This window comes from Limosilactobacillus sp. (genome assembly GCF_022651205.1).
Taxonomy (GTDB): Bacteria; Bacillota; Bacilli; order Lactobacillales; family Lactobacillaceae; genus Limosilactobacillus.
The window spans coordinates 1-25,663 of sequence record NZ_JALCQI010000022.1 but is presented as its reverse complement, the minus strand read 5'-3'; the positions used below and the strand labels follow the sequence as shown (position 1 = coordinate 25,663).

Here is a 25,663-nt window from a genome sequence, read left to right as displayed (position 1 = left end):
GGAATGTAATCATGATCGCCACCATCCTACAAGTCAGTGTGAGTTGCGCTAGGGACAATCACTAATTCCTTGTTGTCACCCTTTAGCTTCTTAAGGCATTAATCTTGCCAAAAGATGACCCGCTGACTCAAAAAGCCGCAATTACTCCTGCCGATCTGGTTGGACTCCCACTGCTGGTTTCGGAGCAGCACTTGAAGAACATCGTTTCCAAGATTGGTGGGGGAATACCGACCGCAAAATTAACATTATCGGTACTGACACCTTGGCCTTTAATGCGGAATTAATGGTCAAACAGGGTAATGCATATATGCTTACCTTTAATAATCTTCTCAATACTTCCAATAATAGCGACCTTACCTTCCGTCCACTTTCGTCAGCTATATCTGAATCAACAAATATTATTTGGAAAAAGAATGTCCTCCAATCTAAAGTCGCTAAGTTATTTACCCAACGCTTATTGACATCGCTAGACTAGATTAAACGAAAAATAAACGAGCTCATAGCACTCGGCTATGGGCCCGTTATTTTAATTAATTCTGCAATTTTTCATATAGTGGTACCAATTCACTAATTGCCGTTAAAATGTAGTCTTCCATGTTAACAACTTGGTCCTGCTTACGAAAAGCAAACTTCCCAAGTAAGAAGCTAGTTTGACTTGCTTCCCGATTAAACTGCATTTGTTTTTCAGCATCTGTTAAATATTCGGCTAACGGTAAATGATCTGTAAATTCCATTTCATTTTTATCCCACAAATACCAAGAATGTAGGTCACGATTATCCGCCCATGCCGAAATGACTGCCAATAATTGATTATATTCGGCTGGTGTTCCTCGGCGCTGCTCACTTTTATAATGCTGAAACATTAAATAAACTTGCAATTGTTTACGGTCAAGCATAACACCAATACAAGGATTAGCGTCAGCCAGACTAGCTAAACGATATGCCGCCCAGTAGTGGTCACGGAGGTTCCACCCATTGGTCCAACTTTCTACATGAACTTTTGCAAATTTTCCGGCTGGTAGTTGACTGGCAACCTGCTGGTTAACTGCCTTCCAAGTTTGCCAGACAGCCTTAAATTGAGTCTTTAATTGGTCGACTTCGGTCTGTGAATGATGCTCTTTAATCTTTTTAAATGAAAACTCTGGTTGGTCAAAGATTTGATACATTTCTTCCGTTAAGGCGGTCATTGTTACTCCCCTTGTCAGTGATTAATAATATCGCGATAAACTTGCTCATCGGTATCACCTCCAGTGTTAATTACTAGCACGCGCGATGACGTAGTTAATCTCAGCTGTTGGCGAAGTGGCTGATCCTTTAAGGCCGCATTAACAAAGGTAAATGCGGCAACGCCCGATTCGCAATGCAGCAAGCCATCGCATATAATCCACCAGTCGCTAAAGGCCTTCAAGCGATCACTAAAGCGTTGTGTATAATGCACCGATTTGATTAGATTGAGCATAATTTTTGAGACTAGGCAATGGGGTTGACCGGTAAAAAGGAACTGACTGATAAAACCTGGCAACCTGTTTAACCATCTCCTTCTTATTGAATCCGCATTTACCAATTTCAAATGGTGATTTAAGCAATTGAATTTGCGTCATGATTACCCCCCTTTCTCATATATTTATTATTTTTTCGCATTTTACCATAAAATAGAGCTTCAGTAATTCCAACTACTAAAGCTCTATTTTAGGCTGCACTCATCCTTTTAACTATAAATCAATAGTTTCCGGCTCAAAGCCTTGTTCTTTGATAAACTTCATCAAATCAGTAGTTTTAATAAAAATTGTATGGGTATTGACGTTCGGATGGAATGTCAAGATAGGATCTTCATCCAGCATGTCCTTGTCAAAATACACTTGAATGTTGTGCTCCTCATTATTCATCAAGCCAAATGGTGAAACCACACCAGCATGGGAACCTAGTTGTTCTTTCAAATCGTCTGGACGGGCCATCGATACTCGTTTGGCACCAGTTAATTCTTGAAACTTCTTAAAGTCCATCGGCTTTTTATCGTCCATGACCACTAAATAGAAATGTTTCTTTTTCCCCTTAAGAAACATCGTCTTTGTCCGAACACCCTCGTGACCTTCAATGTACTTGTCCGCCTCTTCAGTCGTTTCAGCTGCGGGATGGTCAACCATTCCGTACTTAATCCCCAATCGTTGAAGTTCATTAATTACTTGTTCATATGTTCCTTCTGTCATGATCTTCACCACCATCATAAATAGTTATATTTAGTATAACATGTCAAAGAAAGCGTTTGCTTAAAGGCAATGATAACTTTGCCTATAATTTACTTAAAATTGTCGAATTAATTCGCTTTTCCCAGTAAAGACTGCTAAAATGTTATTTGGAAAGCGCTTTACTTAACAAATATTATAATTAAGTGCTTCAAGTTAAATCAAAGGACAGTGATAGTTATGACAGAACCATTATTCCTAAAGCCAGTCTTTCACGAAAAGATTTGGGGAGGCCGTCGGTTAGCCGAAGATTTTAATTACGATATTCCAGATGGAACCATTGGGGAATGTTGGGCAATTTCCGGTCACCCCCATGGACCTAACGTAATCGAAAACGGTGAATTTAAGGGACAACTGCTTCCTGATGTCTACGCCAAGCATCCTGAAGTATTTGGTAATCCAAAATCAAAGGTTTTCCCACTACTAACTAAGATCCTCGATGCCGAAGCAAGCCTCTCAGTTCAGGTCCACCCCGATAATGCATACGCTGAAGAACACGAGCACGAACTAGGAAAAACAGAATGTTGGTACGTTATTCATGCCGATAAGGGAGCTTACCTAACCTATGGTCACACGGCTAAAACCCGGGAAGAACTTAAAGACATGATTAATAATCATGAATGGCAAAAGCTCTTTGATAAAAAGCCGGTTAAGACTGGTGACTTTGTTTACGTTCCATCAGGCACCATCCATGCCCTTAACAAGGGAATTGTTGTTCTGGAAACTCAGCAAAGTTCCGACACTACTTACCGGATTTACGACTATGATCGGGTTGATAAGAAGACCGGGAAGAAACGTGCCTTACACTTGAAGCAATCAATTGACGTTACTACTGTTCCGTTTAAAGAACCCGAATTGCATATTACTTCAGAAAAGATCGGCGACTCTGAAGTTACTACCCTAATCACCCAACCTGATTCACCATTCTTTAGTGTCTACAAGTGGAATGTAAATGGTAAATTAACACGAAAGCATGAACATGGTCCGTACACTCTGATATCTATCATTGATGGCGAAGGGACATTAACTGCTGATGGTAAAACATATCCACTAAAGAAGGGTGTTCACCTTCTAATGCCAGCAACCATTAATGAGTGGCAATTAGAAGGTAAGATGCTGATCATTGCTTCAGAATCGGTAGAATAATTTAATTTAACCTAATAACTAAAAGAGAGCTATCAAGATTGATATACAATCTGACAGCTCTTTTCGTTTCTAATCGTCCAGCTAATTATAATATTCATCATTAACAGATTCTTCATTTTTAGCCATATCGAATTCCTTCCTTGAAAGCTACAGTTTATTTATTACCTATAGCTTACATAAAGGATCCTATTATGTATAATACTTATTATAATTGGCAAATCATTCAATATCTGAATTATAGTTTCCGCAACCATGACGCTAAAGAAGCAGAACTAAATTTTGGAGTAGCGTGAGTTAATACATGATAGCCACTCACTACATTTAATTTACCCGCATGGGCGATAAAGTCTGCTTGGTAATTTCCGGTATCACTCCAGCCGATACTAAACGGTGCAACCTTCCCTTGATAATTAACTATCATTTTCAAAAGACTTATAACTGGTGATGCCACTTTACCGTCCCAAACCGGGCCCCCTATTAAAATCGTATCGTAGTACTGAATATTAGGTAATTTAGTTACAATCGGTGGCAGTTGTCCAAGCTTATTATCTCGTTTAAAGATTTTATCAGTTTCCTCCATGTCATCAGGAAAGTAATCATCAGGAACCCGGAGTCGAAGAATATCCGCACCCGTTTCTCTGTGAATTGATGTAGCAAGTTTAGCCGTATTACCGAATTGTGAATAGTATAAGATTAATACATTTCGTGCCATTGATGATCTTCCCTTCTCTAACCCAATCGTTTTAATTTGTATTATTTAGATTTTGACTTAAACTAATTATATATTTATTATCCGAATTGAGGAATTTTTATGGATACGAGAGTAATCAAGTACTTCTTAACTGTAGCACAAACAAATAATTTGCCTAACAACGCCTACGAACTGTTTAAGGCTGGCAATTATTATATGCTGGGAATTGAAGGAATCGTTAATTCATTCCACGATCCAGAATTAACATTTATCCCCTTTTCTCCACATAAAGAAACTGGCCATGTCCTTGCATGGCGAAAGAACATCGTTGTTACCCCTGTGATGGAAAAGTTTCTTCAAGAGTTTGCAAATTTTGCAGAAGAACAATAAAGGGTTGAATTTATCGCTATTATCAACTTACAATAATTTAGTAACAAATTTAAGGAGTGAGCAGAATGCTATATAATGCAGCGTTAGTCCTTGAAGGTGGCGCTTTTCGGGGCCAATATACCGCTGGAGTATGTGACATGCTTTTAGCTAACCACATCGAATTTAGTAGCGTCATTGGTGTTTCAGCCGGTTCATTAAACGGGGTTAACTTTGTAGCAAAGCAGTATGGACGAGCAGCCAACATTAACATCAATCATCGCCATGACCGCGATTATATTTCAATGACCAGGCTCTTCAAGAAAAAGGTGATTAACATGGATTACCTATTTGAAGATCACGGCCTTTCTTGGCGAAACTTTGATGAGCGCGCTTATATCAGATCTGCTTCCCACTTTACCGCTGTTGCCACTAAGCTCCAAGACGGTAAAAAAGCATTATTCACGGATCTAACTGGCGAACAACTAACCAAAGTTTTAATTGCGTCCTGCTCCATGCCATTCATGATGGATCCAGCGCCAACCCCAGATGGTCTGTGTCTCGATGGCGGAATTGCCGACTCGATTCCTTTCGATGTTGCTCAAGAACAAGGCTACAATAAGATTGTGATTGTTCGTACCCGCGATGTTGGCTACCGGAAGAAACCTTCGAGTAGACCAATACGGCAATTATATCGACGGTATTTTAAGGATTATCCGCAATTTGCCGAAGCGGGAATTTCTCGTCCAGAAGTCTACAACCAGCAAATTGCTGAAATTGAACACCTTGAAAGAGATGGTCAGGTCTTTAATATCGCTCCACAAAACCCGGTTAAGGTTGGCCGAGTTGAGAGTAATGTTAAAAAGATTCGCCAATTATACGAAACTGGTCAACAAGAGGCTAAGGCATTATTACCAAAGCTAATTGACTATCTTAATGCTTAAACAATACTATAGAGTCACTCAGAATATATATAAAGATCAAAATCGGTTAGGTAACTGGAATCATTTCCTTTCCCTAACCGATTTTTCTGTTTACATTAAATTACGGACAACTAAAGAAACCGCCAAAATGAGTGCACCAATACCGACCAGGATCTGCATTAACCTTCCTGGCAAGTGACGAACAATGATCGGTCCTAAAATCCCCCCAACAATATTACCGATAAATAATGGAATCACGTAATTCCACTTAATTGTCGTTTCACAGGCAAAGATAATTACGGCAATTGTGTTAGTGACTGTCATGGCAACGTTCTTTAGCGCATTATTAACGGCAAAACTCTTCTGACGGTTAACGACAGACAGTAGAGTCAACATCATTACCCCAGCACCGGCATTAAAGTATCCAGCATAAATTCCTACCAGGAAGACACCGATTACTGTTAAACCGGTGTACAAGCGATGACGGCTTAACGATTGCGTATTAGCTGCCATCATTTTTTTACCCTGACGTGCTCGATGTGGAAACATCAAAATAATTCCCGCAACGGCAATGCAGAATGGTACCAACTCTTGAAACAATTTCCCTGGTAGTGCAAACAAAAGAAGAGCACCGATAACAGCGCCAACAAATACGAGGGGGATAATCAACCACATTTGTTTTCGGTCATGGCGGAGTTCCTTAGTTGACGCCACAATTGAACTATAGGCACTTCCAACCGTTGACCATGCACTTGTAACATTAGCCATTACTGGCGACAATCCCATCATTAATAGCGCTGGGTATGAAATTAGCGAGGCAAGTCCGGCTGCCGCACTAACGATTCCTGCTAGGACACCAATAATAACGAGTACCGTAAAAAAAGTAATTCCAGACATTATTCTTCTCCTATCCGTAAAGTCAAAACAGTCTTATTGTACAACGCTTGACTAATAATCTAAATACCTTAGTAGTTTGAATTTGCCCTAACACAATTGTATAATCAAGTTAAGATTAATTCGTTATCTGGGGTGCCGTATGGCTGAGATGATACCCATTGAACCTGACCTGGTTAACACCAGCGGAGGAAGATTCGATCAGACTAAATCATAAATAAAATGGTGGGTCCCCAGTGCTTCTTTAGCATTTGTGGGATCCTTTATTTTATCCAGTGAATCGCTTTAATCTAAATTTTCATTAGGAAGTGAAAAATTTGGTCCAATTACAACTAAATCTCCTGGAAAAGCTTCGCCAGAACAACCCGATCGTGTTAACAATTGCCAACACGGTAACTCCGGCTAAAGTTGCTGACGCGGTAAGTGCGATCGGCGCTTCACCAATTATGTCACTTGCTCCACAAGAAGCGACTGAAATGGTGACACTGGCTGACGCAATCACCATTAATCTGGGAACAATAAACGCAGAGCAGGCAAATGAAGTCACCGCCGTTTTGAGAAAAAATCAGGCCCAACAAAAACCCGTAGTCCTTGACCCAGTCGCCATTGGTGCTAGCCGATACAGACTAACTTTTGCAAAAGGCCTTCTCCAAAATTATCACTTTACCGTTATTCGCGGTAATGCAGGTGAAATTGCGACACTTGCCAACGCTGACTGGAATTCACAAGGGATTGATGCTGGTTCTGGTCAAGCAGATATTCATGAAATTGCAAGAAAAGTTGCTAAAAAATATCACTGTATCGTCATTCTTACTGGCCAGACGGATATTATGACTAATTGCGAACATGATTTTACTAATCAACTTTCAACACCTTATTTTGCGACTAATGTTGGTAGTGGCGATATGCTTTCCAGTATTATTGCCGCATTCTTAGCTGTTTCTAACGATTCTTACGCAGCTGCCTGTACCGCAATAAAAATTTTCACTGCAGCAGGAGTTAAAGCAACTAGAGAGTCGTCTGGATTTGGTCAGTGGCAAATTAAACTAATGGATGAATTAACGACAATTAGTTCAGCCGACATTCCCTCGATTATGTAAATTAAAGGAGCTTGATAACAATGACAAATGATTTTCCCCAAGCATTAACGATTGCTGGTACAGATTCTGGTGGTGGAGCTGGTATTTCGGCCGACTTCAAAACAATGCAAATGCGTGGTGTCTTTGCTACGATGGTTGTAGTCGCAGTAACGGCTCAAAATACCCTTGGTGTTCAAGATGCTCTCCCAATGCCAGCAAAATTAATTGATGAACAATTTGCCTCCTTAGCCGCAGACTTTAAAATTCGCGCATGTAAAACTGGAATGCTTGCCGATCCACTGCGAGTAGAAACCGTCGTCAACAACTTAAAGCAATATGACTTTGGCCCATTAACAGTGGATCCCGTGATGATTGCTAAAGGTGGTGCTAAACTACTAAGTGATGACGCAATTAAGGTGGTTCGTGATCAATTACTACCACTTGCCGACCTAGTCACCCCTAACCTTCCTGAAGCAGAGGAATTAACTCAGATAAAGATTACTACTGAGGAAGATATGGAATCTGCAGGAAAGCAACTTCAATCACTCGGGGCCAGGAACGTTCTTGTTAAGGGCGGACATTTCTCCAGCGACGATGAAGCTAATGATTTCGTATTATTAGAGAATGGCCAGTCATTCTGGCTAACTTCTAAGCGTAAGCAAACAAAAAATACTCACGGGACCGGTGATACCATCTCATCTTGTATTACTGCTGAATTGGCTAAGGGTAAGTCAATGGAGGAAGCACTTCGAATTGGCAAAGCATATGTTGAAGCAACGATCAAACAAGGAATTAACGTCGGGCATGGTCATGGTCCATTAAATCATTGGGCAAAGATAAGGAGTGATCACAATGAAATTTGATCCTAAAATGTTACAAGTATACCTCGTTGGCGGCACTCAAGATACTCACCATGATTCATATGAATTCTTAGCCAAAGTCGAAGAAGCCATGAATGCCGGAATCACGGCATTCCAATACCGTGAAAAGGATAGTTCAACCATGACAGATGCTGCCCAACTAATCATGGCCCGCCGGCTCGTCGAAATGGGAGAACGGTATTCGGTTCCAATCTTTATTGACGATGATGTGCAAATGGCCCTTCGCGTTGGTGCTGATGGTGTTCATGTCGGACAAGATGATGAACAAATTCATCAAGTTATTAAGGAAGCAGCTAATAAGCTAATGATTGGCTATTCATGCAATACGGACGCTGAAATCAAAGAAGCAAATCAAATTCCAGAAGTTGATTATATCGGTTGTGGTCCAGTCTTTAAAACTAATTCAAAGCCAGATGCCGATCCTGCATTAGGTCTCAATAAGCTTGAGGAACTGAATAGTCTTAGCAGTCACCCGCTGGTTGCAATCGGCGGTCTAGCTCAAGATAATATTAGTGAAGTACTTAATACTGGTGTTAGTGGATTATCAATGATTTCAATGATTCTTGGTAGTCAGGACATTACAGCAACGGTTAAAAGAATTCGTCAACTCTATTAAATACAAAAGCATTTGCAATGTCAGTAAAGGTATACTCCTGCTGTCGTTAACAAATGCTTTATTTATTTTCGTTAATTGATGCTGAAGAGACGCCATCGACCACCTGGCCATCAACAATCCCACGCTCATAAGTATGACTTTCAGCTAACTGACAAATATGTTCTACATCTTCCGTAACTTCCAAAACACCAAGAAATTTACCGGTAGGACGTCGGATCGCATAATAACGAATTAGGATTCGTCTTCCGTGACTTACTTGTGGTGATTCCACAACATCCCGTTCACCAGATCGCAGCATTTCTACGACCTTTTTTACCATCGAGATAACCCTTTTCGAGTGGCAACCAAGGAAATTATGGTTCAAGCGTTGCTGTAATCGATCATCATCCCGATTATTTGGTGAATACCAAACATACTTACAATCCGCGTTAATGTAGTCAAGCTCATATGGCATCGTCCGAAAGAAAGCATCCACTTCTGCTAATGATAGTCGACCACTACCAAATTTAATCTCTGCATCGTCCATAAATGGTGAGTTCATCTCTTACCTCCCCTTTCAAAATCCTGTTGACTTAATTGGTGAACTGCTGAAATCAATCGCTGGTCAATTATCGCCCGCTGATTCCACCAAAAGTCATTTTTTAAGAGTAAATGTTGATTAGCATCAAACCGATACCCGCCCCACATGTGCTGATTAATTGGACTTGTCATTGATGAATCAACAATTCTTAATAGCCCAATTGTATGCTCCATATCAATATATCCCAACGCTATTACATCAAGAGGATCAATGTAATTAAATATTTGGCAACGGAGGAGGGTAGTTTTCTTTCGCTGCTCCTTATCCAAAAGCCAATAAAGATTTGGCCCCTCATAAAGATAAGCATGGTTAATTTGCTCAGGATAACAGCAATTAGCTAAGGCGAACTGAGCATTAATTGAACCAAGCGAGTGCCCATAGAGTGAAAATGTCTTTTGGGAGTAGTCGACTAATAGCTGGTTAAATTTCTTACTAGCTGTCCACAATTCTTGCGGGACCTCGGGTACCTGGTTAATAATTGCGCTACCAATGGGAAGGTTAACCCGGAGCCATTCATTGGTCCAGGTTGTCGGATCACCCTTCCGCACTCCGGACGAGCCACGAAATAGAACAATCATTTTCCGAGGATTAAGCGATTGAACTATGGTGGCGCGAAAGCCATTATCAGTCTTAATGACCTTTACAACTTCACCAATTTGTAAGCCATCTGGTAGTAAAACGTCTTGACCAGGTTGCCAATTATGGTATTCAAGCTGAGCTAACTGAACCCGTTGCCAATCGGTCAATGATTGTTCCTTTAAATCCGTCATCTGCCTTCACCTACTTAGCTAACTGTATACAGATTCCCTGGATCGTTACTACAGCTAAAGCAACAATGATTAGCATAATCGCATCCTTTTTGGTTGGCTGCTTATTCATTTCATCTCACCTAGATCGTTTTTCTTTTATCATACACCTAATTTGACCAATTCTATTGATAGACTTTATTTCTAGGGCCTGGTGTTATAAACTAACGAGGTATTAATATACATGGGAGAGAAAAGAATGAAGTCAATTTCGAAAAATGTCCCCTTAATCATCGCGACCGTTGTTCTGGGCGTAATTGTGGGGACTAGTTCATTACTTTTAAGTATTCTTTTGGATTTATCAGAAAAATACTTTCTTAATTTTGAAGAGAGTAATCGGATCCCTGTTGACATCTTTGTTGGGCCAGGGCACCGATTCATCTCTGTTTTTATTGGTTCTATAATTGCGGCTATTATATGGTACTTCCTCCAGCAAAACTATCGTCCAGTGGGAATTAGTAAGGCGATTAACGGTAAAACAATGCCGCTGGCAAAGACACTGTTACATGTTGTTACTCAGATCTTTTATGTTGGGACTGGGAACTCCATCGGTCGGGAATTAGCACCTCGAGAAGCTGGTGCCGCAATTGCCCAAAAGTGGGAACGACATTTTGCAAATAATCGCTACCTTAAATTGGATCCCGAAGACCAGAAAATGTTGATTGCTTGTGCTGCGGGTGCTGGATTCTCTGGAGTATATATTGCGCCAATTACTGGTGCTGTCTTTGCGATTGAACTCCTCTATAAGAAAGTAAATGCCAGAGTGGTTGCGGTTAGTTTAACAATGTCTGTTATTGCCACTTTAATTGGTTCTATCGTTAAGGGATATAAGCCATACTACATTGTCGGTTCGAAAAACTTTCCTTCACTCCGAATTTTGCCAATAGTAATTATCCTTGCGCCCCTTCTTGGGATCGTTGGCGCTTATTTTAAGCTTGGTGTTAAAAAAGCAAGTGCTAACCGTGCTGTCACGAAAAACGTCCTTTATCAATTGCCATTAATGGGAATTATTACCGGAGCTGTCGCTGCTTTTTACCCCCAAATAATGGGAAATGGTCGTGGCTTAGCGCAATTAGCAATGAATACCACTACCATTAACAAGAATGTTATTTTAGCACTTCTTTTTGGTTTTGTTGCCAAAGCTCTTGTTACCCTTTTCAGTATTAAAAGTGGTGCTTATGGTGGGATTTTAACGCCATCAATTTCCTTAGGTGCTGTTATTGGCGTCTTTTTGGGGATGGTCTATGTTCAGATCATGCCAGGAGTGACAATCACCCAATGTGCAGTCCTTGGTGCAGCTTACTTCTTAACCGCGTCTCAACAAGCGCCACTTATGGCAATGTTTATGTTATTTGAAGTTTGTCATTTAAACTTTACTGCCTTCATCCCCTTGGCACTCGGTGTTGCTCTTTCAATTGCGGTTTCCCGGTGGGTAAATTCAAAAATCGCTAAGTAACATGATGTTTGCTTATTGCCCTGGAAACAGATAAACTTAACTTGGCACCATGCTTAAAGGAGTCTAAAAGATGGCACATATTTACCTAATGACTTTAATTGTTATTTTTATGATTGAGAGCTTCTTCGAGGTTAAGTGGTTCGCACAAATTCGTGACATTTTTCAACGTTCTGGAAGGGTCACCCCGACAAAGCGAGTTCAGCGGGTTGTCAAGATTGAAACTCAATGGAGTTGGTTTTCTTGGATCCTACTGATTCTCCTCTTCATCCTTCCTGAAATGTATACGTTCCTCTTAATCTGCATTATTACTCTAATTGAGACTATTATCGTTTATGAGCTCTATAATGCTCGAAACTACGCTCAGCAAATCAATAAGTAATTAAAAGACCCGAAATTCACGTAAATTGAATTTCAGGTCTTTATTTTTTTGCTCTAAGAAGGACTAGCCAGCTAATGCGTGAGTTTGGGTTAATAACTCATAAACATATGAAAGTTCTTCAGGACGGTATGCTCCAGGCATTGTGCCGACCTTTTGAAAACCGTTCTTTTCAGCGATATGTTGCATCACCAAGTTATTCTCGTTTGTACTCAAGCGAATCGACTTTACATCTGGCCGCTGCTTTTCCAAATAATCAATCACGCTAATAAAGAGTTTTGATGCATACCCCTTACCAGCATGACTAGAATGAATTGCTACCCGGTGAATAGTGACGTAATCTTCTGTATTAATTAACCATTCCCCATTAATATGGTCATAAACGTGATCCGGTGAATCTACAATGGCAACTGCCCCAACGGTCAATTCATCATCAGAATTAACCAAGTATGCATAACCATTATCAATATCTTCTTGAATATGCTGAGCGTTCGGGTAATCTCCTTGCCACTGATCAACACCCCGTTCGGCCAATTGGTTACGGCCGTCACGGAGAATAGTTAGGATTGTCTCCAAATCCTTTTGGGTTGCCTTTTTAATTAACATGTTCCCATCCCCAATTAAAATAACTTCAATTTAATCATAGCAGATTCTCTAACGGAATTGTTCTCTTTCACTAATTTTATACCCCATCTGTAGATACCTGTGAAGAATCAATGATCACCCGTATAAGAAACCCTTACATCAACCAGTAATTTACTGTAAAGCCCTTTCAACCATGTTAAAGTTAAGACATTCAAAAAGAAAACCCGCACAAGACACGAAAGGAGTGATTTACCAATGGCCAATTGGAAAAAATGGTGGATAACACTTGCAATGCTAGTCCAAGGACTAATCGGTGGAATTGTCATCTTACTTTTGATCTTCCGTCACGAACCGTGGACATTAGAAATTAACCATTGGCTGTTAACCACCCCCGGACAATACACGATTATTGGCTTAGCAAGCTACATCATTTTGATGGCAATAATCGTGATCGGAAGTTCAATCTTCCGCCCATCGACAAGTAAGCAACTAGTAATTGCTCGCGATGGTGCTCGTCATATTTCGGTAGATAAGGCAGCTGTTGAGAAAAGCATTCGGCTTAGTTTATCGAACTTTGGCTTATATAACCCCACAACTAAGGTTAAAATGCTGAAGAATCGTCAAGAAGCTGATGTAACCGTTTCGGGGATGCTTTCTGGACAGTCGGATCCTGAATTACTGAAAAACTCTTTAGCTGACACAATTGAGAATGATTTGCAACGCAACTTTGCCATAGGACTACGAAAATTACAGGTAAGATTAGAACCCTATAGTCACAAGAAAACTGTTACAGTCGTTTAGTTAAGGAGGGATCACAATGAAATTTGTTCTCATTGGTGCAATTACGGGACTAGTACTAAGCATTAGCTGGATTGTATGGGGATTTTGGCCATCGTTAGCCATCTTGTTCACCACAGTAATCTTTGCTCTACTTGGCCTCACACTCGACCTCATTGGCTTCTCTTTCAAAGGGATCATTAATAAATTAAGTGCTAAACTTGCCGAATAATTTCTAAGGAGGAATTACTTATGACAACTACAAACACTAACCTAAACACCACTAAGACCAATGTTGACCGTCACCTAACTTTTGATGATTCTGTAATTGAGAAAATTGCTGGGATCACTGCTACCCGTGTTCCTGGAATTATTTCACTGGATGGTAACATGTTCTCAGAATTTGCTGATAAGGTGTCATCCGGTAGCAATATGACCAAGGGAATCAATGCTGACGTTGGTGAAAAACAGGTTGCAATTAAAATGGATGCAACAATCGAATATGGTAAAAGTGCCCCAGAAATTTTCGAAGCCGTTTGTAAGGAAGTAGATAGTGCGTTAGATAAAATGACAGGACTAAAGTTAGTAAAATTTGAGCTTCACGTTAATGACGTTAAGACCCGTGAAGAACTCAAAAAGGATGATGACCCTAAGTAAAACGTTAAAAGGTTCTTGGTATTCAAATCGAGTACCAGGAACCTTTTTGGATTTATTTTTCTTCTTTTAGGGTTAACTGAGCATTAGATATCATTTTAAGGAAGTTATCTAAATCTAAACTTGCCCGACCAATTAATACACCATCAATATCGGGTTTATTGATAATGTCCTTGATGTTGTTTGGATTGACGCTTCCACCATACAAGATCCGGATCTTATCGGCAATTTCATAACTGTAGTATTCAGCGATGGTCTGCCGGATTAGTCGACAACCCTCCTCTGCTAACGTTGGATTTGCATGTTGACCAGCACCCACGGCCCAACTTGGCTCATAGGAAATCACTACCCGCTTAATTTGATCTAATGAAACCCCATGAAGAACGGTCATTAATTGATGAAAGACATAATGAATCTCATCATTAACAACCTGTTGAACCATTGTTTCGTCTGTACAAATGATTGGCGTTACCCCTCGTTGAAGAGCTGCTTGAACCTTCTTATGTACACTAGCGTTGGTTTCACCAAATAATCGGCGCCGTTCAATGTGGCCTAACATGACATACGACACTCCGGCATCTGCCAAACCACGAAGGCTAATTTCACCGGTATACGGCCCCGAATATTCTGCTGCAGCATTTTGCGCAACAATTCTCAACCCCGACTTTCCTGCTGCTTCAACCATACTTGGAAGCGAAAATGCCTGTGCAGCAATTCCAACTTCCATTTTCTTTGGATCAGGTAATTTTGGCTTGATTTGCTTAACGAAGTCAACGGACTCCTTAACGTTCTTGTGCATCTTCCAGTTAGCAACAATAAATGGTTTTCGCATGGTTATAACCCTTTCTTTGATGATCCCTGCTCTCTTAATCTCCTTATATTTTACAATTATATTGATAGTATGAAAAGAAATAAAAAAGCAAGCCTAATAGAAATGTTAAACATTCCCATTAGATTTGCTAATAAGGTTTATCTTATGCCTCAAGCGCTTGAGACAATGCTTCACCAAGGCGCTTCAATCCAACTTTGATTTGGTCTTCTTGCATATTGGAGTAATTCAAGCGGAACGTTCCCGGTTGCGGCTTACCAGCAAAGAATGGATCACCAGGTACAAAAGCGACATTATGTTCAAGACACTGCTTAAAGAGCTCAACAGTGTCGGTAACACCTGGAACCTCAACCCACAAGAACATTCCACCCTCTGGATCGGTATACTTAACATTCTTCGGGAAGTATTCTTTAATTCCATCAATCATTAGCTGCTTCCGCTTGCCATAAAGGGCACTGATTTCCTTAACGTGGGCGTCAACATCATTTTCCTTAAAGAATTCAGCAACCACATATTGTACCAAGTTATCGGTATGCAAATCGGCAGACTGCTTTAATACAGTCAACTTTTCAATAACCTTTGGATCGGCAACTAGCCAACCTAACCGGAAACCAGGTGCAAGGATCTTCGAGAACGTACTCATGTAAAAGACTTTACCAGCCTTATCGAATGATTTGACAGAAGGAACATGTTCTCCTGCAAACCGGATATCACCATATGGGTTATCTTCAAGAACTGGGACATCATACTTAGCAGCCAGTTCAGCAAACTTCTTTCGTCGTTCTGCTGGCATCGTTCGTCCAGTCGGGTTTTGGAAGTTTGGTACTGTATAAATTAATGCAGTTTCTGGATGAGCCTTCAAGGCTTCTTCTAAGGCATCCATCTTCATTCCGTCATCATCCATTGGAACACTAACAAAATTAGCTCCATATGAACGGAAAACGTCCAAAGCACATAGGTAAGTCGGTTCCTCAACTAAAACAGTATCTCCTGGATTAACGAATGCCTTACCAACCAGATCAATTGCCTGTTCAGAACCAGTTGTTACCATGACGTTTTCTAAATTTGCATCAACTTTTTCTTTTTCCTTAACTCGCTTAAGGATTAATTCACGAAGTTCAGTTACTCCCTTAGCGGCTCCATATTGAAGAGCTTGGCGTCCATATTCATCATAAACCTTATCAGTTGCTTTTTTCATTTCCGCAACTGGAAATAATTCAGGAGCTGGTAAGCCACCCGCGAAGGAAATAATCTTCGGATCGGCAGCTGCCTTGAGGATTGCCCCAACTGCATCTGTACCATCCGCAGGAACTCTTTTTGAAAATTTAAACATAGTGACCACTCCTTGCTTTTAATCATTTTGTAATTGTTGAGTAGTTTACAATATAAAATTCAAATTGTGAACCCTTAATTATCCAAACAGTAAAAATAACGATTCGTTAAATTATTTTCTTCATATAAGGACCTTTAAGCAAAAAATAAAATTTATTTTTATATTGACAAATTATAATTCAATGAGTAAGATGAGAAACATCAAATGTAAACATTCCAAAAATAGCGAACAGGAAGTAAATTAGCTAACTAGTTCAGAGACTTAGTGGTTGGTGTGAACTAAGCAATGTTGGTTAATCTGTTTATCCCCTGTGAATTGGCTTCTGAATTAAGTAAGAGTGCCTGGCTGCCGACCATTACCCTGGCTCCAGATAATTCGTCTGGTTTAAGGTGGAAGATCTCCATAAATGAAGGTGGTACCGCGGCAACGTCGCCCTTCAAGCATCAATAATCGAGATGCTTGAAGGGCTTTTTGTTTACTTTGAAATATGACTTAGTGAGGTGAGAATTATGCAAGATAGTGATATTAGCGACATTAGTAACATTAGGATTAAAGAAAATCATGATTCTCATCGGTGTTGGCATTCTTTATGGCGATGAGAGCACAACTAAAGACGTTTGGAGGAATTGATTATGACAACACTAAACGCTAAGCAAGAAGAATTTGCAACTGCTCTTTACAAAGCATCTGTAACTGGCAAGCCACTGCTTGAAACGGATTGGCAAGGTGTCGTTAAGGACGATGAGACCGCATATGCCGTCCAGGATCAGGTAATGAAACTAAAGGGAGTGCCTGTTGGTGGATATAAAGTTTCGCTAACAAGCAAACAGACTCAGGAAATGTTTGCAGCGGATTCACCACTATATGGGCAACAGGTAAACCGTCGCTTTCTCCCTGCCCCTTCCACTGTGAATTTAAGTAGTTTAATGGAACCATTAGTAGAAGTCGAATTGGCTTTTAGGGCAACAACAGACCTAACGGCAAATGATTCATTGGAGGATCTCTTGAAAAAGACAACAGTCGCAGGTGCACTTGAAGTCCCTGATTCCAGATTTAAGGACTGGTTCCCTAGCCTTGGCAAATACAACGTCATGTCTGACTGTGCTGTCGGCGGACTGGTTGTTTATGGCGACGAATTCCCATCAACAAAAGTCTTTAATGATGTTAACGATGTTGCAACGGTTGAAGCACAGCTATTTCTTAACGAACAGAAGCTTGATGAGGGAAGCTCTAAAGAAGTCCTTGGCAACCCTCTCAAATCGCTCCAATGGCTAGTACAAAAGCTAGAAAGCCAGGGAAAGCAATTCAAAGAAGGACAATTAGTTTCTTCGGGGACCTTTGTCTTACCACCGCATCTTAAGGAAGGACATTGGCAAGTTAAATTTGACCATCAGCTTGGAAATGTTGAGTTAAATGTTAATTAAGGGGATGGTTGAATGAAAAATAATACCTTAATGTATTAATAAGCATCATAATCTTGTAAAGGGGGCTTCAGTGCTCGGAAAATCCGAACACTGAAGCCCCCTTTGTGTACTGCGTTGTTTGTATTTCATCTAGGTTATGTAACTTATATCACAACCCACTATTTGCATTTTAATTCCAATGTTCCTGCTTAAACTTTTCTCTGCCACCTGCTTCTTGAAGAGAATACCGTTCAGGATCCTTTTTATAAAAGTCCTGATGGTAATCCTCGGCAGGGTAGAACGGTTGGGCATCCTCAATCTGAGTAACGATTTTATCATTTCCGAACTGACCACTCGCTTGTAGCGCTGCCTTTGACTTTTCAGCAATTTCGCGTTGTTGAGGGCTATTAACAAAAATAACTGGTCGATAATTATCGCCACGATCCTGGAATTGCCCCATTGCATCAGTTGGATCAGTCTGATGCCAATAGATTGTTACCAGATCATCATATGAAATAACATCTGGGTCAAAAGTAATCTTAACCGCTTCCGTGTGACCTGTCTTTCCTGAACAAACCTGTTCATAAGTCGGGTTAGGCACGTGCCCACCAGTATAACCCGAAACTACTGATTTAATGCCGGGATACGTATCAAATGGCTGCACCATGCACCAAAAACAACCGCCTGCAAAGATCGCTGTGTCTAAACTCATATATATCAACCTCTTTCGAATTACCGCAACGACATTAGTAAAAATAGTCTCTGCCATCTTTAACTAAATCCATATTGGTATTCATTACTTATTGGCAGATATTTTATCATAAATTTTCAAAAATTAAAAATAAATGAGATTTCTTTTAATCAAATCGCTTTCCCATAATGATTAGGTCACGTTGAATTCCGTCTAACTCCGCGACTCGTGGCAATTTACCCCATTCATTAAAGCCATATTTCTTAAAGAGCTTCAGACTTGGAAGGTTATGACCAAAAATATAGGCAACAATTGCCGAAATCCCCAGATGGGGAAGTTGATTGATAACAAAATTAAGTGCCTGTCTGCCAACACCTTGGTGACGAGCGTTTTGGTCAATATAAATTGCAATTTCACTAGTATGTTCATAGGCTGGACGTCCATAAAAAGGCTCTAAACCAACCCAACCAATAATTTGATTGTGATCATTTTTAATTACCCAAAGCGGATGTGTAGCGGTAAATGAAGCAAACCAATTCTCCCTATCCGCAACAGAAACTGGTTCAAGATCGGCCGTTGCTAGTCGCGAGGGAATAATTTGATTATATATTTCAACAATTCGCGGTAAGTCTTCATGACTTGCTTTAATAAAGTGTAAACTCATATAACCCTCCTGAAGTATATAAAAATGGTTCCTAGTAATTAAACGTAATCAATCACTAGGAACTATCTTTACATACTATTAATTAATAACTTAGCCTTCAAAAGCATCTGTCAATGGAGGAACAACTTGCTTCTTCCGAGAAACAACACCTGGCAAATTCATCCGCTTGTTATCAAGCTTCTTACCAAATGCCTTTTCAACGACATCAGTATGGTCACCAACTACGAGTAGATCAGTATCACTGTTTAAGATATTAGTAACCATTAGTACGAAGGTTTCGTAACCGTTTTGGTCCATCAAGTTGTGCATTTCTTTTTCAAGATCTGCTTGACGAGAGAATACATCATCTAGATCAACAGTGTTAACTTGGCCAATTCGTAACTTAGTACCGCCAAGTTCAAAGGTCTTAGCATCACCATCAACGATTTCATTATCAGTCTTCTTGGCGATGTTAGTACCAGCCTTTAACATGTCAATTCCGTACTTCTCGTAATCTTCAACACCAGCAACCTTTGCCAAGTACTTAACAGCTTCACGATCATGATCAGTTGTCGTAGGTGACTTTAAAAGTAAGGTATCTGAGATAATTGCTGAAAGCATCATTCCTGCAAGGTTAGCTGGAATATTAATATGCTTCTCTTGGAATAACTCAGTAATAATTGTACTTACACAACCGTATGGACGAGCAGTGATCCATAATGGTTGAGCAGTATTAAAGTTAGCAATTCGGTGGTGATCTACTAAGTGAGTAACGGTAACCTTATCAAGATCACTAACACTTTGCTGTGGTTCGTTGTGGTCAACAAGCATAACCTTGTCAACTTCATTTGAAACGGTCTTAACGACACGAGGTGCCTTCATTCCAAAGTGATCTAAGGCATACTTTGTTTCATCGTTAGGTTCACCAAGAGCAACAGCTTCCGTTTCATAACCTAATTGGTTCTGGAAGTATGAGAAGGCCATTGCAGCTGTAATCGCATCAGTATCTGGATTCTGATGACCAAAAACTAATTCTTTGTTACTCATTAAAATTCCTCCTGTTTGTTTCGAAATTGTCTTAGTGGTGCTAAGACATGAAACAATCTACGCTTTCTATTTTATCATGGAAGTTCCTGCTTGGTGGGATATTTGTTAAATATCTCAATGAAATTTGGCAAATAGGTAAAAATTTAATTAATTTTCTTGGCTTGCCGGTTCCTCATTTAAAATATTAACTTGTTTCAACCGTAATTTTACAGGAATCCCTTGTGTATCCGTATCAATAACAAACGTTCCATTTGATTTGGCAGTGCCAAGGTGATGATCATCAATTGCTACATCTTGGAAAGCAGGTCGATCGGTAATAATCTCCAAAACATCATGGTCATCTGGATTGTAAGCTAGGAAATCAACAATCTTATGAGGATGGTTCTTGATTCGGTGAATTACTAATTCCCCACGACGAGCTCGAGCACCAATCTCAACCTCTGAACCTGCCATTTCCTTAAACGCCCCTCGTTGAGTTATCATTGCTAGATTCTGATCGTCAGAAACAAGGACAAAGTCTGTAGCATAGTCATTGTCTTTCAGATTAATGGCACGAACTCCTCCAGTTCTTAAGCCGGTAACTGGAACATCGGCAACGTCAAAACGAACCGCATAACCTTCATGGCTAATTACAAGAAGTGAACGATTCTTGTCCGTTGGTTCGTAATAGTCTACACTAACCAGCCTTGCTTCAGCACTCTTCAACTTAATTCCAGTGGTTGTTCGGCTCTTATAACGACTTCCCGGTTTGTAATCGGTAAATGTCGATTGCTTAATCTGGCCATCACTAGTTCCCATAATGATTGTTCCTGGTTGGTCAAGTTTCTCAAATACCATTGCCTTAATAATATGTTCATTTTCTGCTAAGCCAATGGTTTGTGAAATGTGTTCACCGGTATCCTTCCAACGAGCATCGGTGATTTCATGGACAGGCCGGTATATTACATTACCCAAGTTGGTAAACATAAACAGGTGCGCCAGAGTATTCGTCTCTTGAATCAAGATCGGATAATCATCTTCACGAAGACCATTTTCATCTACTGGAGATGCTTTAAACGACCGAACACTTGAACGTTTAATATATCCTGCATGAGATACTAAAAGGACAACATCTTCTTTTGCGACCGTTACCTTGGTATCAACCTTCAACTTTTCAACATGACTTTCGATCTTTGTTCGCCGTGGATTACCGAATTCTTTTTTAATAGCCAACATTTCTTTGCGGAGAACGTTAGCCAATTCTTGATCATTCGTTAAAATTAATTGAAATTCAGCGATCTGTTGATTTAGCTTCTGTTGTTCATCCTTTAATTCGGTAACATCAGTGTTAGTCAACCGGTAAAGCTGTAAAGTAACAATTGCTTCTGCTTGTTCTTCAGAGAAGTCGTACTGATTAATCAGGTTCTGCTTAGCATCTTTGCGGTTCTTGCTTCCACGAATGGTCTTAATTACTTGATCCAGGATTGATAAAGCCTTAATCAACCCTTCAACAATATGAAGACGATGCTGGGCCTTATTAAGGTTAAATTGCGTCCGTCGACGAATTATTTGCTTTTGGAACGACAAGTATGAGGTTAAGATTCGTTTCAAGCCCACACGCATCGGTCGTTGGTCATCAATCGCAACCATATTAAAGTTATAGTTGATTTGCAGATCGGTATTTTTAAGTAAGTAATTAAGGATCCCTTGTGCATTGGCACCGCGTTTTAATTCAATTGCAATCCGTAATCCACTACGATCAGTTTCATCACGAGCTTCAGCGATCCCTTCGACCTTCTTTGCAAGTCGTAGATCGTTAATCCTTTTAACTAACTGTGCCTTATTAACTTCATACGGGATTTCTGTCACGTTAATTTGTTGACGGCCACCCCGAAGTGTTTCAATTTCAGTTCTCGCCCGAACAACAATCCGTCCTCGACCAGTTTGATATGCCTTTCTAATCCCATCAATTCCTTGAATAATTCCTCCAGTTGGAAAATCAGGGCCAGGAATAAATTCCATTAATTTTTCCAAGCTAGCATATGGATTATTTAATAGATAAATTAATGCATCCAACACTTCACTAAGGTTGTGGGTTGGAATTTCCGTTGCGTATCCAGCTGAAATACCTGTTGCACCATTTACCAATAAGTTAGGAATTCGAGCTGGTAAAACAGTCGGTTCCTTTTCGGTATCGTCAAAATTCAATGTCATTTCAACGGTATCCTTATCAATATCTTGAAGCATTAAACCAGCAATTTTACTTAATCGTGCTTCGGTATACCGCATTGCCGCTGCAGGATCACCATCCATTGAACCGTTATTACCGTGCATTTCAATTAATGGTTCCCGCAATTTCCAATCCTGACTTAAACGGACTAACGCTTCATAAATTGAACTATCACCATGCGGGTGAAAATTACCCATAACATTCCCAACGGACTTTGCTGACTTTCGAAAGCCCTTATCATAGGTATTACCATCCTTGTTCATTGCAAATAGGATCCGTCGTTGAACAGGTTTTAAACCGTCACGAATGTCAGGTAGTGCCCGTTCCTGAATAATTGATTTAGAATAACGCCCAAAGCGATCCCCCATCAATTGTTCTAGGGTCATTTTTTCAATCTTACCGTCTCTCACTACAATATTCCTTTCTAGTTAACTAAAAAAGTGCTTCTTGATTAAAGCCTTTAGCAGTCTTTTTCACTGATTGCTTCTTATGCCCTGGTAAATGTCCCTTGTTTTCAACTAATTCATCGGACTCCTTATCATCACTTAAAGTAAATTGAACGTTGTCCTCAATCCATTCTCGTCGTGGTTCAACCTTGTTTCCCATTAAGGTAGTCACTCGACGTTCTGCCAATTCAGCATCTTCAATTTGAACCTGAATTAATGTTCGTGTCTCGGGATTCATCGTTGTCTCCCATAGCTGATCAGCGTTCATTTCACCAAGTCCCTTAAACCGCTGTAACTGGGCGCCTTTGCCTGCCTTCTTGGTTAATGCAGTCAATTCATCATTGGTCCAGGCATAGGTAATCTTTGTCTTTGCTCCCCGACCCGTTTGCAACCTATACAGTGGTGGTAAAGCAATGTAAATTTTGCCAGCTTCAATCATCGGTCGCATGTACTTGTAAAAGAACGTTAGTAATAAGATTTGAATATGGGCCCCATCGTCATCAGCATCAGTCATAATGATAATCTTATCGTAATTAGAATCTTCAACGTTAAATTCAGAGCCTGCACCAGCACCTACAGTATAAATAATTGTATTCAGCTCTTCATTCTTTAATACGTCATCTAACTTAGCTTTTTCCGTATTTAGGACTTTCCCTCGTAATGGAAGAATTGCCTGGTACTTACGGTCTCGTCCTTGCTTAGCTGACCCACCAGCAGAATCACCTTCGACCAGAAATAGCTCATTTTTCTTGGCATTTTTTGACTGTGCAGGGGTTAGTTTTCCAGACAGATTACGCTCTTTCCTGCTCTTGCGCTTTCCACCACGAGCCTGATTTCTAGCTTTCCGAGCCGCTTCACGTGCTTCACGGGCCTTAATTGACTTCCGAATCAGCATCTGAGCGAAATCGCCATTTTCCATTAAGGCATAACCTAGCTGCTCACTAACTATTGAATCAACGATCTTCCGTGCTTCGGGCGTCCCTAGCTTATCCTTGGTTTGACCCTCAAATTGTAGAATCCGTTCAGGGATCCGAACAGAAACAACCGCGGTCAACCCTTCACGAACATCACTACCCTCAAGGTTCTTATCCCTTTCCTTTAGTAAACCAACCTTATGGGCATACTCATTAAATGTCTTTGTCCAAGCACTCCTAAAGCCAGCTTCATGCGTTCCACCATCAGGAGTACGAACATTGTTGACAAATGAGAGTAATGATTCTGAATAACCATCATTATATTGGGCAGCAACCTCTACTTCAACACCATCCTGGTTTCCATCGAAGTAAAGAACTTTGCCTAAGGTATCTTTCCCCTCATTTAAGTAGGCGACAAACTCTTGAATTCCATCCTTGTATTGAAAAACATCCTGCTTTTCTTGACCATTCCGTTTATCAGTTAGGACAATCTTGATTCCCTTGAGAAGAAAAGCTGATTCTCTTAAACGATTTGCTAAGGTGTTATAGTCATAAACTGTCGTTGTGAAAATACTTGGATCTGGCTTAAATGAAACTGTGGTCCCATTTCCAGCATTAGTATGACCTAGTTTTTTTAAGGTGCCAATTGGCTGCCCACCGTTTTCAAATTTTTCTTGGTAACGTTCATGGTCACGAACAATCGTCAATGTCAGTTTGGTTGATAACGCATTAACAACCGAAGCCCCAACACCATGAAGTCCACCAGATGTCTTGTACCCATCCGATTGACCAAATTTACCACCGGCATGGAGAACGGTCATAATTACTTCGGGAGTTGGTTTGCCAGAAGCATGCATTCCCACCGGCATCCCCCGACCATGATCCTGAACAGTAATTGAATTATCGGATCCAATCGTGACATTAATCTCATCGCCATATCCAGACAATGCTTCATCCACGGCATTATCAACGATCTCGTATACGAGGTGGTGTAATCCTCGTGAATCTGTAGAGCCAATGTACATCCCTGGCCGTTTCCTAACAGCCTCAAGTCCCTTTAATACCTGAATTGAAGATGCATCGTATGTTTCCTTCTTTGTGGTCACGAAATGACCTCCCTATCCATTTTGAACATTAGTTCGACTAATATATTATATCGTAACTCGAACTAGATTGTAATACCCTTTGATCACAATCGTTAACAATAACGATAATACTTCATTTAATCAACAGTTTGCAAACTCGATTTTAAAAACTGGTGTCTTTTATGGCTTCTGGCAGGTTTTCGTGCTATCTTAGGTGAGTAGTTATTTTTAAGGAGTAAATTGAATGATAATTAAAATAATCGGAATGGTGGTTATCGCCTACCTGCTAGGATCCATCCCGTCTGGCTTATGGATCGGTCAAACGCTCTACCATAAGGACATTCGGCAACTAGGTAGCGGCAATATTGGAACCACCAACACCTTTCGTGAATTAGGACCAAAAGCAGGAGTGGTAGTCCTTTTAATGGACGTGCTAAAGGGAACCTTAGCTGCTAGTCAGCCATATTTCTTGGGGATGTCACATTCAGTCAATCCGTTGCTAATCGGTATCTTTGCGTCACTAGGTCATAGTTTTTCAGTCTTTGATCATTTCCATGGTGGTAAGGCCGTCGCAACCAGCGCGGGAATATTGCTAGCCTACAACCCACCACTCTTTGCATTAGCATGCGCAATCTTTATTACAACACTTCTTCTTACTAGTATGGCTAGTTGTGCTAGTATCGTTGGAATTACATCTATTTTTATCATTGCTCTTTGTGAACATGACTTAGTGCTTAGCTGTGTTTCCGGTATCTTAACAGCCCTTGTTCTCTGGCGGCATAAGAGCAACATTATTCGTATTGTCACTGGAAAAGAATCTCTAGTAAGCTTTGGCCTTGTTTATTACTTAAAGCAAAAGCATCATAAATAAAAAGAAAGAGGGTGAGAAAAAACTAAACGTTTTTTCTCACCCTTTAAATATACTTAGTGATCTCCGAACTTACAGAGTCTAATCGCGGGAATTAACTGAGGGACTTGAGCCTAACTACG

The 25,663-nt window shown here is 40.3% G+C and carries 29 protein-coding genes and 1 riboswitch; of the genes, 14 read left to right on the top strand and 15 right to left on the bottom strand.

Features of this window, described 5'->3' with window-relative positions:
- Positions 1 to 104 precede the first annotated feature (104 nt).
- Positions 105 to 284, top strand: coding sequence for a hypothetical protein (locus LKJ51_RS05565; protein ID WP_291979648.1), 180 nt, complete (start codon positions 105 to 107; stop codon positions 282 to 284).
- Between the two features lie 246 nt (positions 285 to 530).
- Here the strand turns inward: LKJ51_RS05565 and LKJ51_RS05560 are convergent, their stop codons facing one another.
- From LKJ51_RS05560 to LKJ51_RS05550, 3 genes are all read right to left on the bottom strand, one after another.
- Complete coding sequence (locus tag LKJ51_RS05560; protein ID WP_291979647.1) at positions 531 to 1,187, bottom strand: glucose-6-phosphate 1-dehydrogenase family protein; 657 nt, start codon at positions 1,185 to 1,187, stop codon at positions 531 to 533.
- Positions 1,188 to 1,415: 228 nt separating this feature from the next.
- On the bottom strand, positions 1,416 to 1,601 hold the full coding sequence (locus LKJ51_RS05555) for a hypothetical protein (RefSeq protein WP_291979646.1): 186 nt from the start codon (positions 1,599 to 1,601) through the stop codon (positions 1,416 to 1,418).
- 111 nt (positions 1,602 to 1,712) lie between these two features.
- On the bottom strand, positions 1,713 to 2,207 hold the full coding sequence (locus tag LKJ51_RS05550; protein WP_291979645.1) for a prolyl-tRNA synthetase associated domain-containing protein: 495 nt from the start codon (positions 2,205 to 2,207) through the stop codon (positions 1,713 to 1,715).
- A gap of 216 nt (positions 2,208 to 2,423) precedes the next feature.
- Between LKJ51_RS05550 and manA the strand changes: the two genes are divergently transcribed.
- Positions 2,424 to 3,389: a mannose-6-phosphate isomerase, class I gene (gene manA / locus LKJ51_RS05545; protein WP_291979644.1), complete on the top strand. Its 966-nt coding sequence runs from the start codon at positions 2,424 to 2,426 to the stop codon at positions 3,387 to 3,389.
- Positions 3,390 to 3,624: 235 nt separating this feature from the next.
- On the opposite strand, the gene LKJ51_RS05540 is transcribed toward manA, so the two are convergent.
- Positions 3,625 to 4,101 carry a flavodoxin family protein gene (locus LKJ51_RS05540; RefSeq protein ID WP_291979643.1) on the bottom strand — a complete coding sequence of 159 codons (477 nt, stop codon included), beginning with the start codon at positions 4,099 to 4,101 and terminating at the stop codon, positions 3,625 to 3,627.
- Positions 4,102 to 4,200: 99 nt separating this feature from the next.
- Here LKJ51_RS05540 and LKJ51_RS05535 point away from each other — a divergent pair, with 99 nt between their 5' ends.
- Both LKJ51_RS05535 and LKJ51_RS05530 read left to right on the top strand, forming a co-directional pair.
- On the top strand, positions 4,201 to 4,470 hold the full coding sequence (locus LKJ51_RS05535) for a LysR family transcriptional regulator (protein ID WP_291979642.1): 270 nt from the start codon (positions 4,201 to 4,203) through the stop codon (positions 4,468 to 4,470).
- Between the two features lie 65 nt (positions 4,471 to 4,535).
- Complete coding sequence (locus LKJ51_RS05530; protein WP_291979641.1) at positions 4,536 to 5,390, top strand: patatin-like phospholipase family protein; 855 nt, start codon at positions 4,536 to 4,538, stop codon at positions 5,388 to 5,390.
- Positions 5,391 to 5,480: 90 nt separating this feature from the next.
- On the opposite strand, the gene LKJ51_RS05525 is transcribed toward LKJ51_RS05530, so the two are convergent.
- Positions 5,481 to 6,266 (bottom strand): sulfite exporter TauE/SafE family protein, encoded by a 786-nt coding sequence (locus LKJ51_RS05525; protein ID WP_291979640.1) that lies wholly within the window; start codon positions 6,264 to 6,266, stop codon positions 5,481 to 5,483.
- 118 nt (positions 6,267 to 6,384) lie between these two features.
- Positions 6,385 to 6,474, top strand: a riboswitch (TPP riboswitch).
- Positions 6,475 to 6,580: 106 nt separating this feature from the next.
- Here LKJ51_RS05525 and thiM point away from each other — a divergent pair.
- The 3 genes from thiM to thiE are packed head-to-tail and all read left to right on the top strand — an operon-like array spanning position 6,581 to position 8,839.
- On the top strand, positions 6,581 to 7,363 hold the full coding sequence (thiM, locus tag LKJ51_RS05520) for a hydroxyethylthiazole kinase (protein ID WP_291979639.1): 783 nt from the start codon (positions 6,581 to 6,583) through the stop codon (positions 7,361 to 7,363).
- 20 nt (positions 7,364 to 7,383) lie between these two features.
- Positions 7,384 to 8,205: a bifunctional hydroxymethylpyrimidine kinase/phosphomethylpyrimidine kinase gene (gene thiD / locus LKJ51_RS05515; RefSeq protein ID WP_291979638.1), complete on the top strand. Its 822-nt coding sequence runs from the start codon at positions 7,384 to 7,386 to the stop codon at positions 8,203 to 8,205.
- Positions 8,195 to 8,839, top strand: coding sequence for a thiamine phosphate synthase (thiE, locus tag LKJ51_RS05510; protein WP_291980157.1), 645 nt, complete (start codon positions 8,195 to 8,197; stop codon positions 8,837 to 8,839). Before thiD ends, thiE begins: the two co-directional genes overlap by 11 nt.
- 58 nt (positions 8,840 to 8,897) lie before the next feature.
- Here thiE and LKJ51_RS05505 read toward each other — a convergent pair whose 3' ends face one another.
- A complete protein-coding gene (locus LKJ51_RS05505) occupies positions 8,898 to 9,380 on the bottom strand; it encodes a PAS domain-containing protein (protein WP_291979101.1) in 483 nt (160 codons plus the stop codon).
- Positions 9,377 to 10,189 carry an Mbeg1-like protein gene (locus LKJ51_RS05500; protein ID WP_291979100.1) on the bottom strand — a complete coding sequence of 271 codons (813 nt, stop codon included), beginning with the start codon at positions 10,187 to 10,189 and terminating at the stop codon, positions 9,377 to 9,379. The genes LKJ51_RS05505 and LKJ51_RS05500 overlap by 4 nt, the downstream gene beginning before the upstream one ends.
- A gap of 235 nt (positions 10,190 to 10,424) precedes the next feature.
- On the opposite strand from LKJ51_RS05500, the gene LKJ51_RS05495 reads away from it, so the two are divergent.
- The gene (locus LKJ51_RS05495) at positions 10,425 to 11,681 is read left to right on the top strand and encodes a chloride channel protein (RefSeq protein WP_291979099.1); all 1,257 of its coding nucleotides are present in this window, start codon (positions 10,425 to 10,427) and stop codon (positions 11,679 to 11,681) included.
- 70 nt (positions 11,682 to 11,751) lie between these two features.
- Complete coding sequence (locus tag LKJ51_RS05490; protein ID WP_291979098.1) at positions 11,752 to 12,060, top strand: hypothetical protein; 309 nt, start codon at positions 11,752 to 11,754, stop codon at positions 12,058 to 12,060.
- A 63-nt stretch (positions 12,061 to 12,123) separates the two neighbouring features.
- On the opposite strand, the gene LKJ51_RS05485 is transcribed toward LKJ51_RS05490, so the two are convergent.
- A complete protein-coding gene (locus LKJ51_RS05485) occupies positions 12,124 to 12,663 on the bottom strand; it encodes a GNAT family N-acetyltransferase (protein ID WP_291979097.1) in 540 nt (179 codons plus the stop codon).
- 234 nt (positions 12,664 to 12,897) lie between these two features.
- Here LKJ51_RS05485 and amaP point away from each other — a divergent pair, with 234 nt between their 5' ends.
- The 3 genes from amaP to LKJ51_RS05470 are packed head-to-tail and all read left to right on the top strand — an operon-like array spanning position 12,898 to position 14,076.
- Positions 12,898 to 13,443 carry an alkaline shock response membrane anchor protein AmaP gene (gene amaP, locus LKJ51_RS05480; protein WP_291979096.1) on the top strand — a complete coding sequence of 182 codons (546 nt, stop codon included), beginning with the start codon at positions 12,898 to 12,900 and terminating at the stop codon, positions 13,441 to 13,443.
- Between the two features lie 16 nt (positions 13,444 to 13,459).
- Positions 13,460 to 13,651 carry a DUF2273 domain-containing protein gene (locus LKJ51_RS05475; protein ID WP_291979095.1) on the top strand — a complete coding sequence of 64 codons (192 nt, stop codon included), beginning with the start codon at positions 13,460 to 13,462 and terminating at the stop codon, positions 13,649 to 13,651.
- 20 nt (positions 13,652 to 13,671) lie between these two features.
- Entirely contained in the window at positions 13,672 to 14,076 is a 405-nt protein-coding gene (locus LKJ51_RS05470) for an Asp23/Gls24 family envelope stress response protein (protein WP_291979094.1), read from the top strand.
- Positions 14,077 to 14,128: 52 nt separating this feature from the next.
- On the opposite strand, the gene tpiA is transcribed toward LKJ51_RS05470, so the two are convergent.
- Both tpiA and LKJ51_RS05460 read right to left on the bottom strand, forming a co-directional pair.
- Positions 14,129 to 14,905, bottom strand: a complete 777-nt coding sequence (tpiA, locus tag LKJ51_RS05465) for a triose-phosphate isomerase (RefSeq protein ID WP_291979092.1) — start codon at positions 14,903 to 14,905, stop codon at positions 14,129 to 14,131.
- Positions 14,906 to 15,047: 142 nt separating this feature from the next.
- Positions 15,048 to 16,235 (bottom strand): aminotransferase-like domain-containing protein, encoded by a 1,188-nt coding sequence (locus LKJ51_RS05460; RefSeq protein WP_291979091.1) that lies wholly within the window; start codon positions 16,233 to 16,235, stop codon positions 15,048 to 15,050.
- A gap of 632 nt (positions 16,236 to 16,867) precedes the next feature.
- Between LKJ51_RS05460 and LKJ51_RS05455 the strand changes: the two genes are divergently transcribed.
- On the top strand, positions 16,868 to 17,659 hold the full coding sequence (locus LKJ51_RS05455) for a 2-keto-4-pentenoate hydratase (RefSeq protein ID WP_291979090.1): 792 nt from the start codon (positions 16,868 to 16,870) through the stop codon (positions 17,657 to 17,659).
- 169 nt (positions 17,660 to 17,828) lie between these two features.
- On the opposite strand, the gene msrA is transcribed toward LKJ51_RS05455, so the two are convergent.
- The 5 genes from msrA to parE form a co-directional block, all read right to left on the bottom strand.
- Positions 17,829 to 18,350 (bottom strand): peptide-methionine (S)-S-oxide reductase MsrA, encoded by a 522-nt coding sequence (gene msrA, locus LKJ51_RS05450; protein ID WP_291979089.1) that lies wholly within the window; start codon positions 18,348 to 18,350, stop codon positions 17,829 to 17,831.
- A 145-nt stretch (positions 18,351 to 18,495) separates the two neighbouring features.
- Positions 18,496 to 18,993 carry a GNAT family N-acetyltransferase gene (locus LKJ51_RS05445; protein WP_291979088.1) on the bottom strand — a complete coding sequence of 166 codons (498 nt, stop codon included), beginning with the start codon at positions 18,991 to 18,993 and terminating at the stop codon, positions 18,496 to 18,498.
- Between the two features lie 90 nt (positions 18,994 to 19,083).
- On the bottom strand, positions 19,084 to 20,019 hold the full coding sequence (locus LKJ51_RS05440; protein WP_291979087.1) for a manganese-dependent inorganic pyrophosphatase: 936 nt from the start codon (positions 20,017 to 20,019) through the stop codon (positions 19,084 to 19,086).
- A gap of 147 nt (positions 20,020 to 20,166) precedes the next feature.
- Positions 20,167 to 22,638, bottom strand: a complete 2,472-nt coding sequence (gene parC, locus LKJ51_RS05435; protein WP_291979086.1) for a DNA topoisomerase IV subunit A — start codon at positions 22,636 to 22,638, stop codon at positions 20,167 to 20,169.
- A 22-nt stretch (positions 22,639 to 22,660) separates the two neighbouring features.
- Positions 22,661 to 24,694 carry a DNA topoisomerase IV subunit B gene (gene parE / locus LKJ51_RS05430; RefSeq protein WP_291979085.1) on the bottom strand — a complete coding sequence of 678 codons (2,034 nt, stop codon included), beginning with the start codon at positions 24,692 to 24,694 and terminating at the stop codon, positions 22,661 to 22,663.
- 223 nt (positions 24,695 to 24,917) lie between these two features.
- Between parE and plsY the strand changes: the two genes are divergently transcribed.
- Positions 24,918 to 25,544: a glycerol-3-phosphate 1-O-acyltransferase PlsY gene (gene plsY, locus LKJ51_RS05425; RefSeq protein WP_291979084.1), complete on the top strand. Its 627-nt coding sequence runs from the start codon at positions 24,918 to 24,920 to the stop codon at positions 25,542 to 25,544.
- The last annotated feature ends 119 nt before the right edge of the window (positions 25,545 to 25,663 follow it).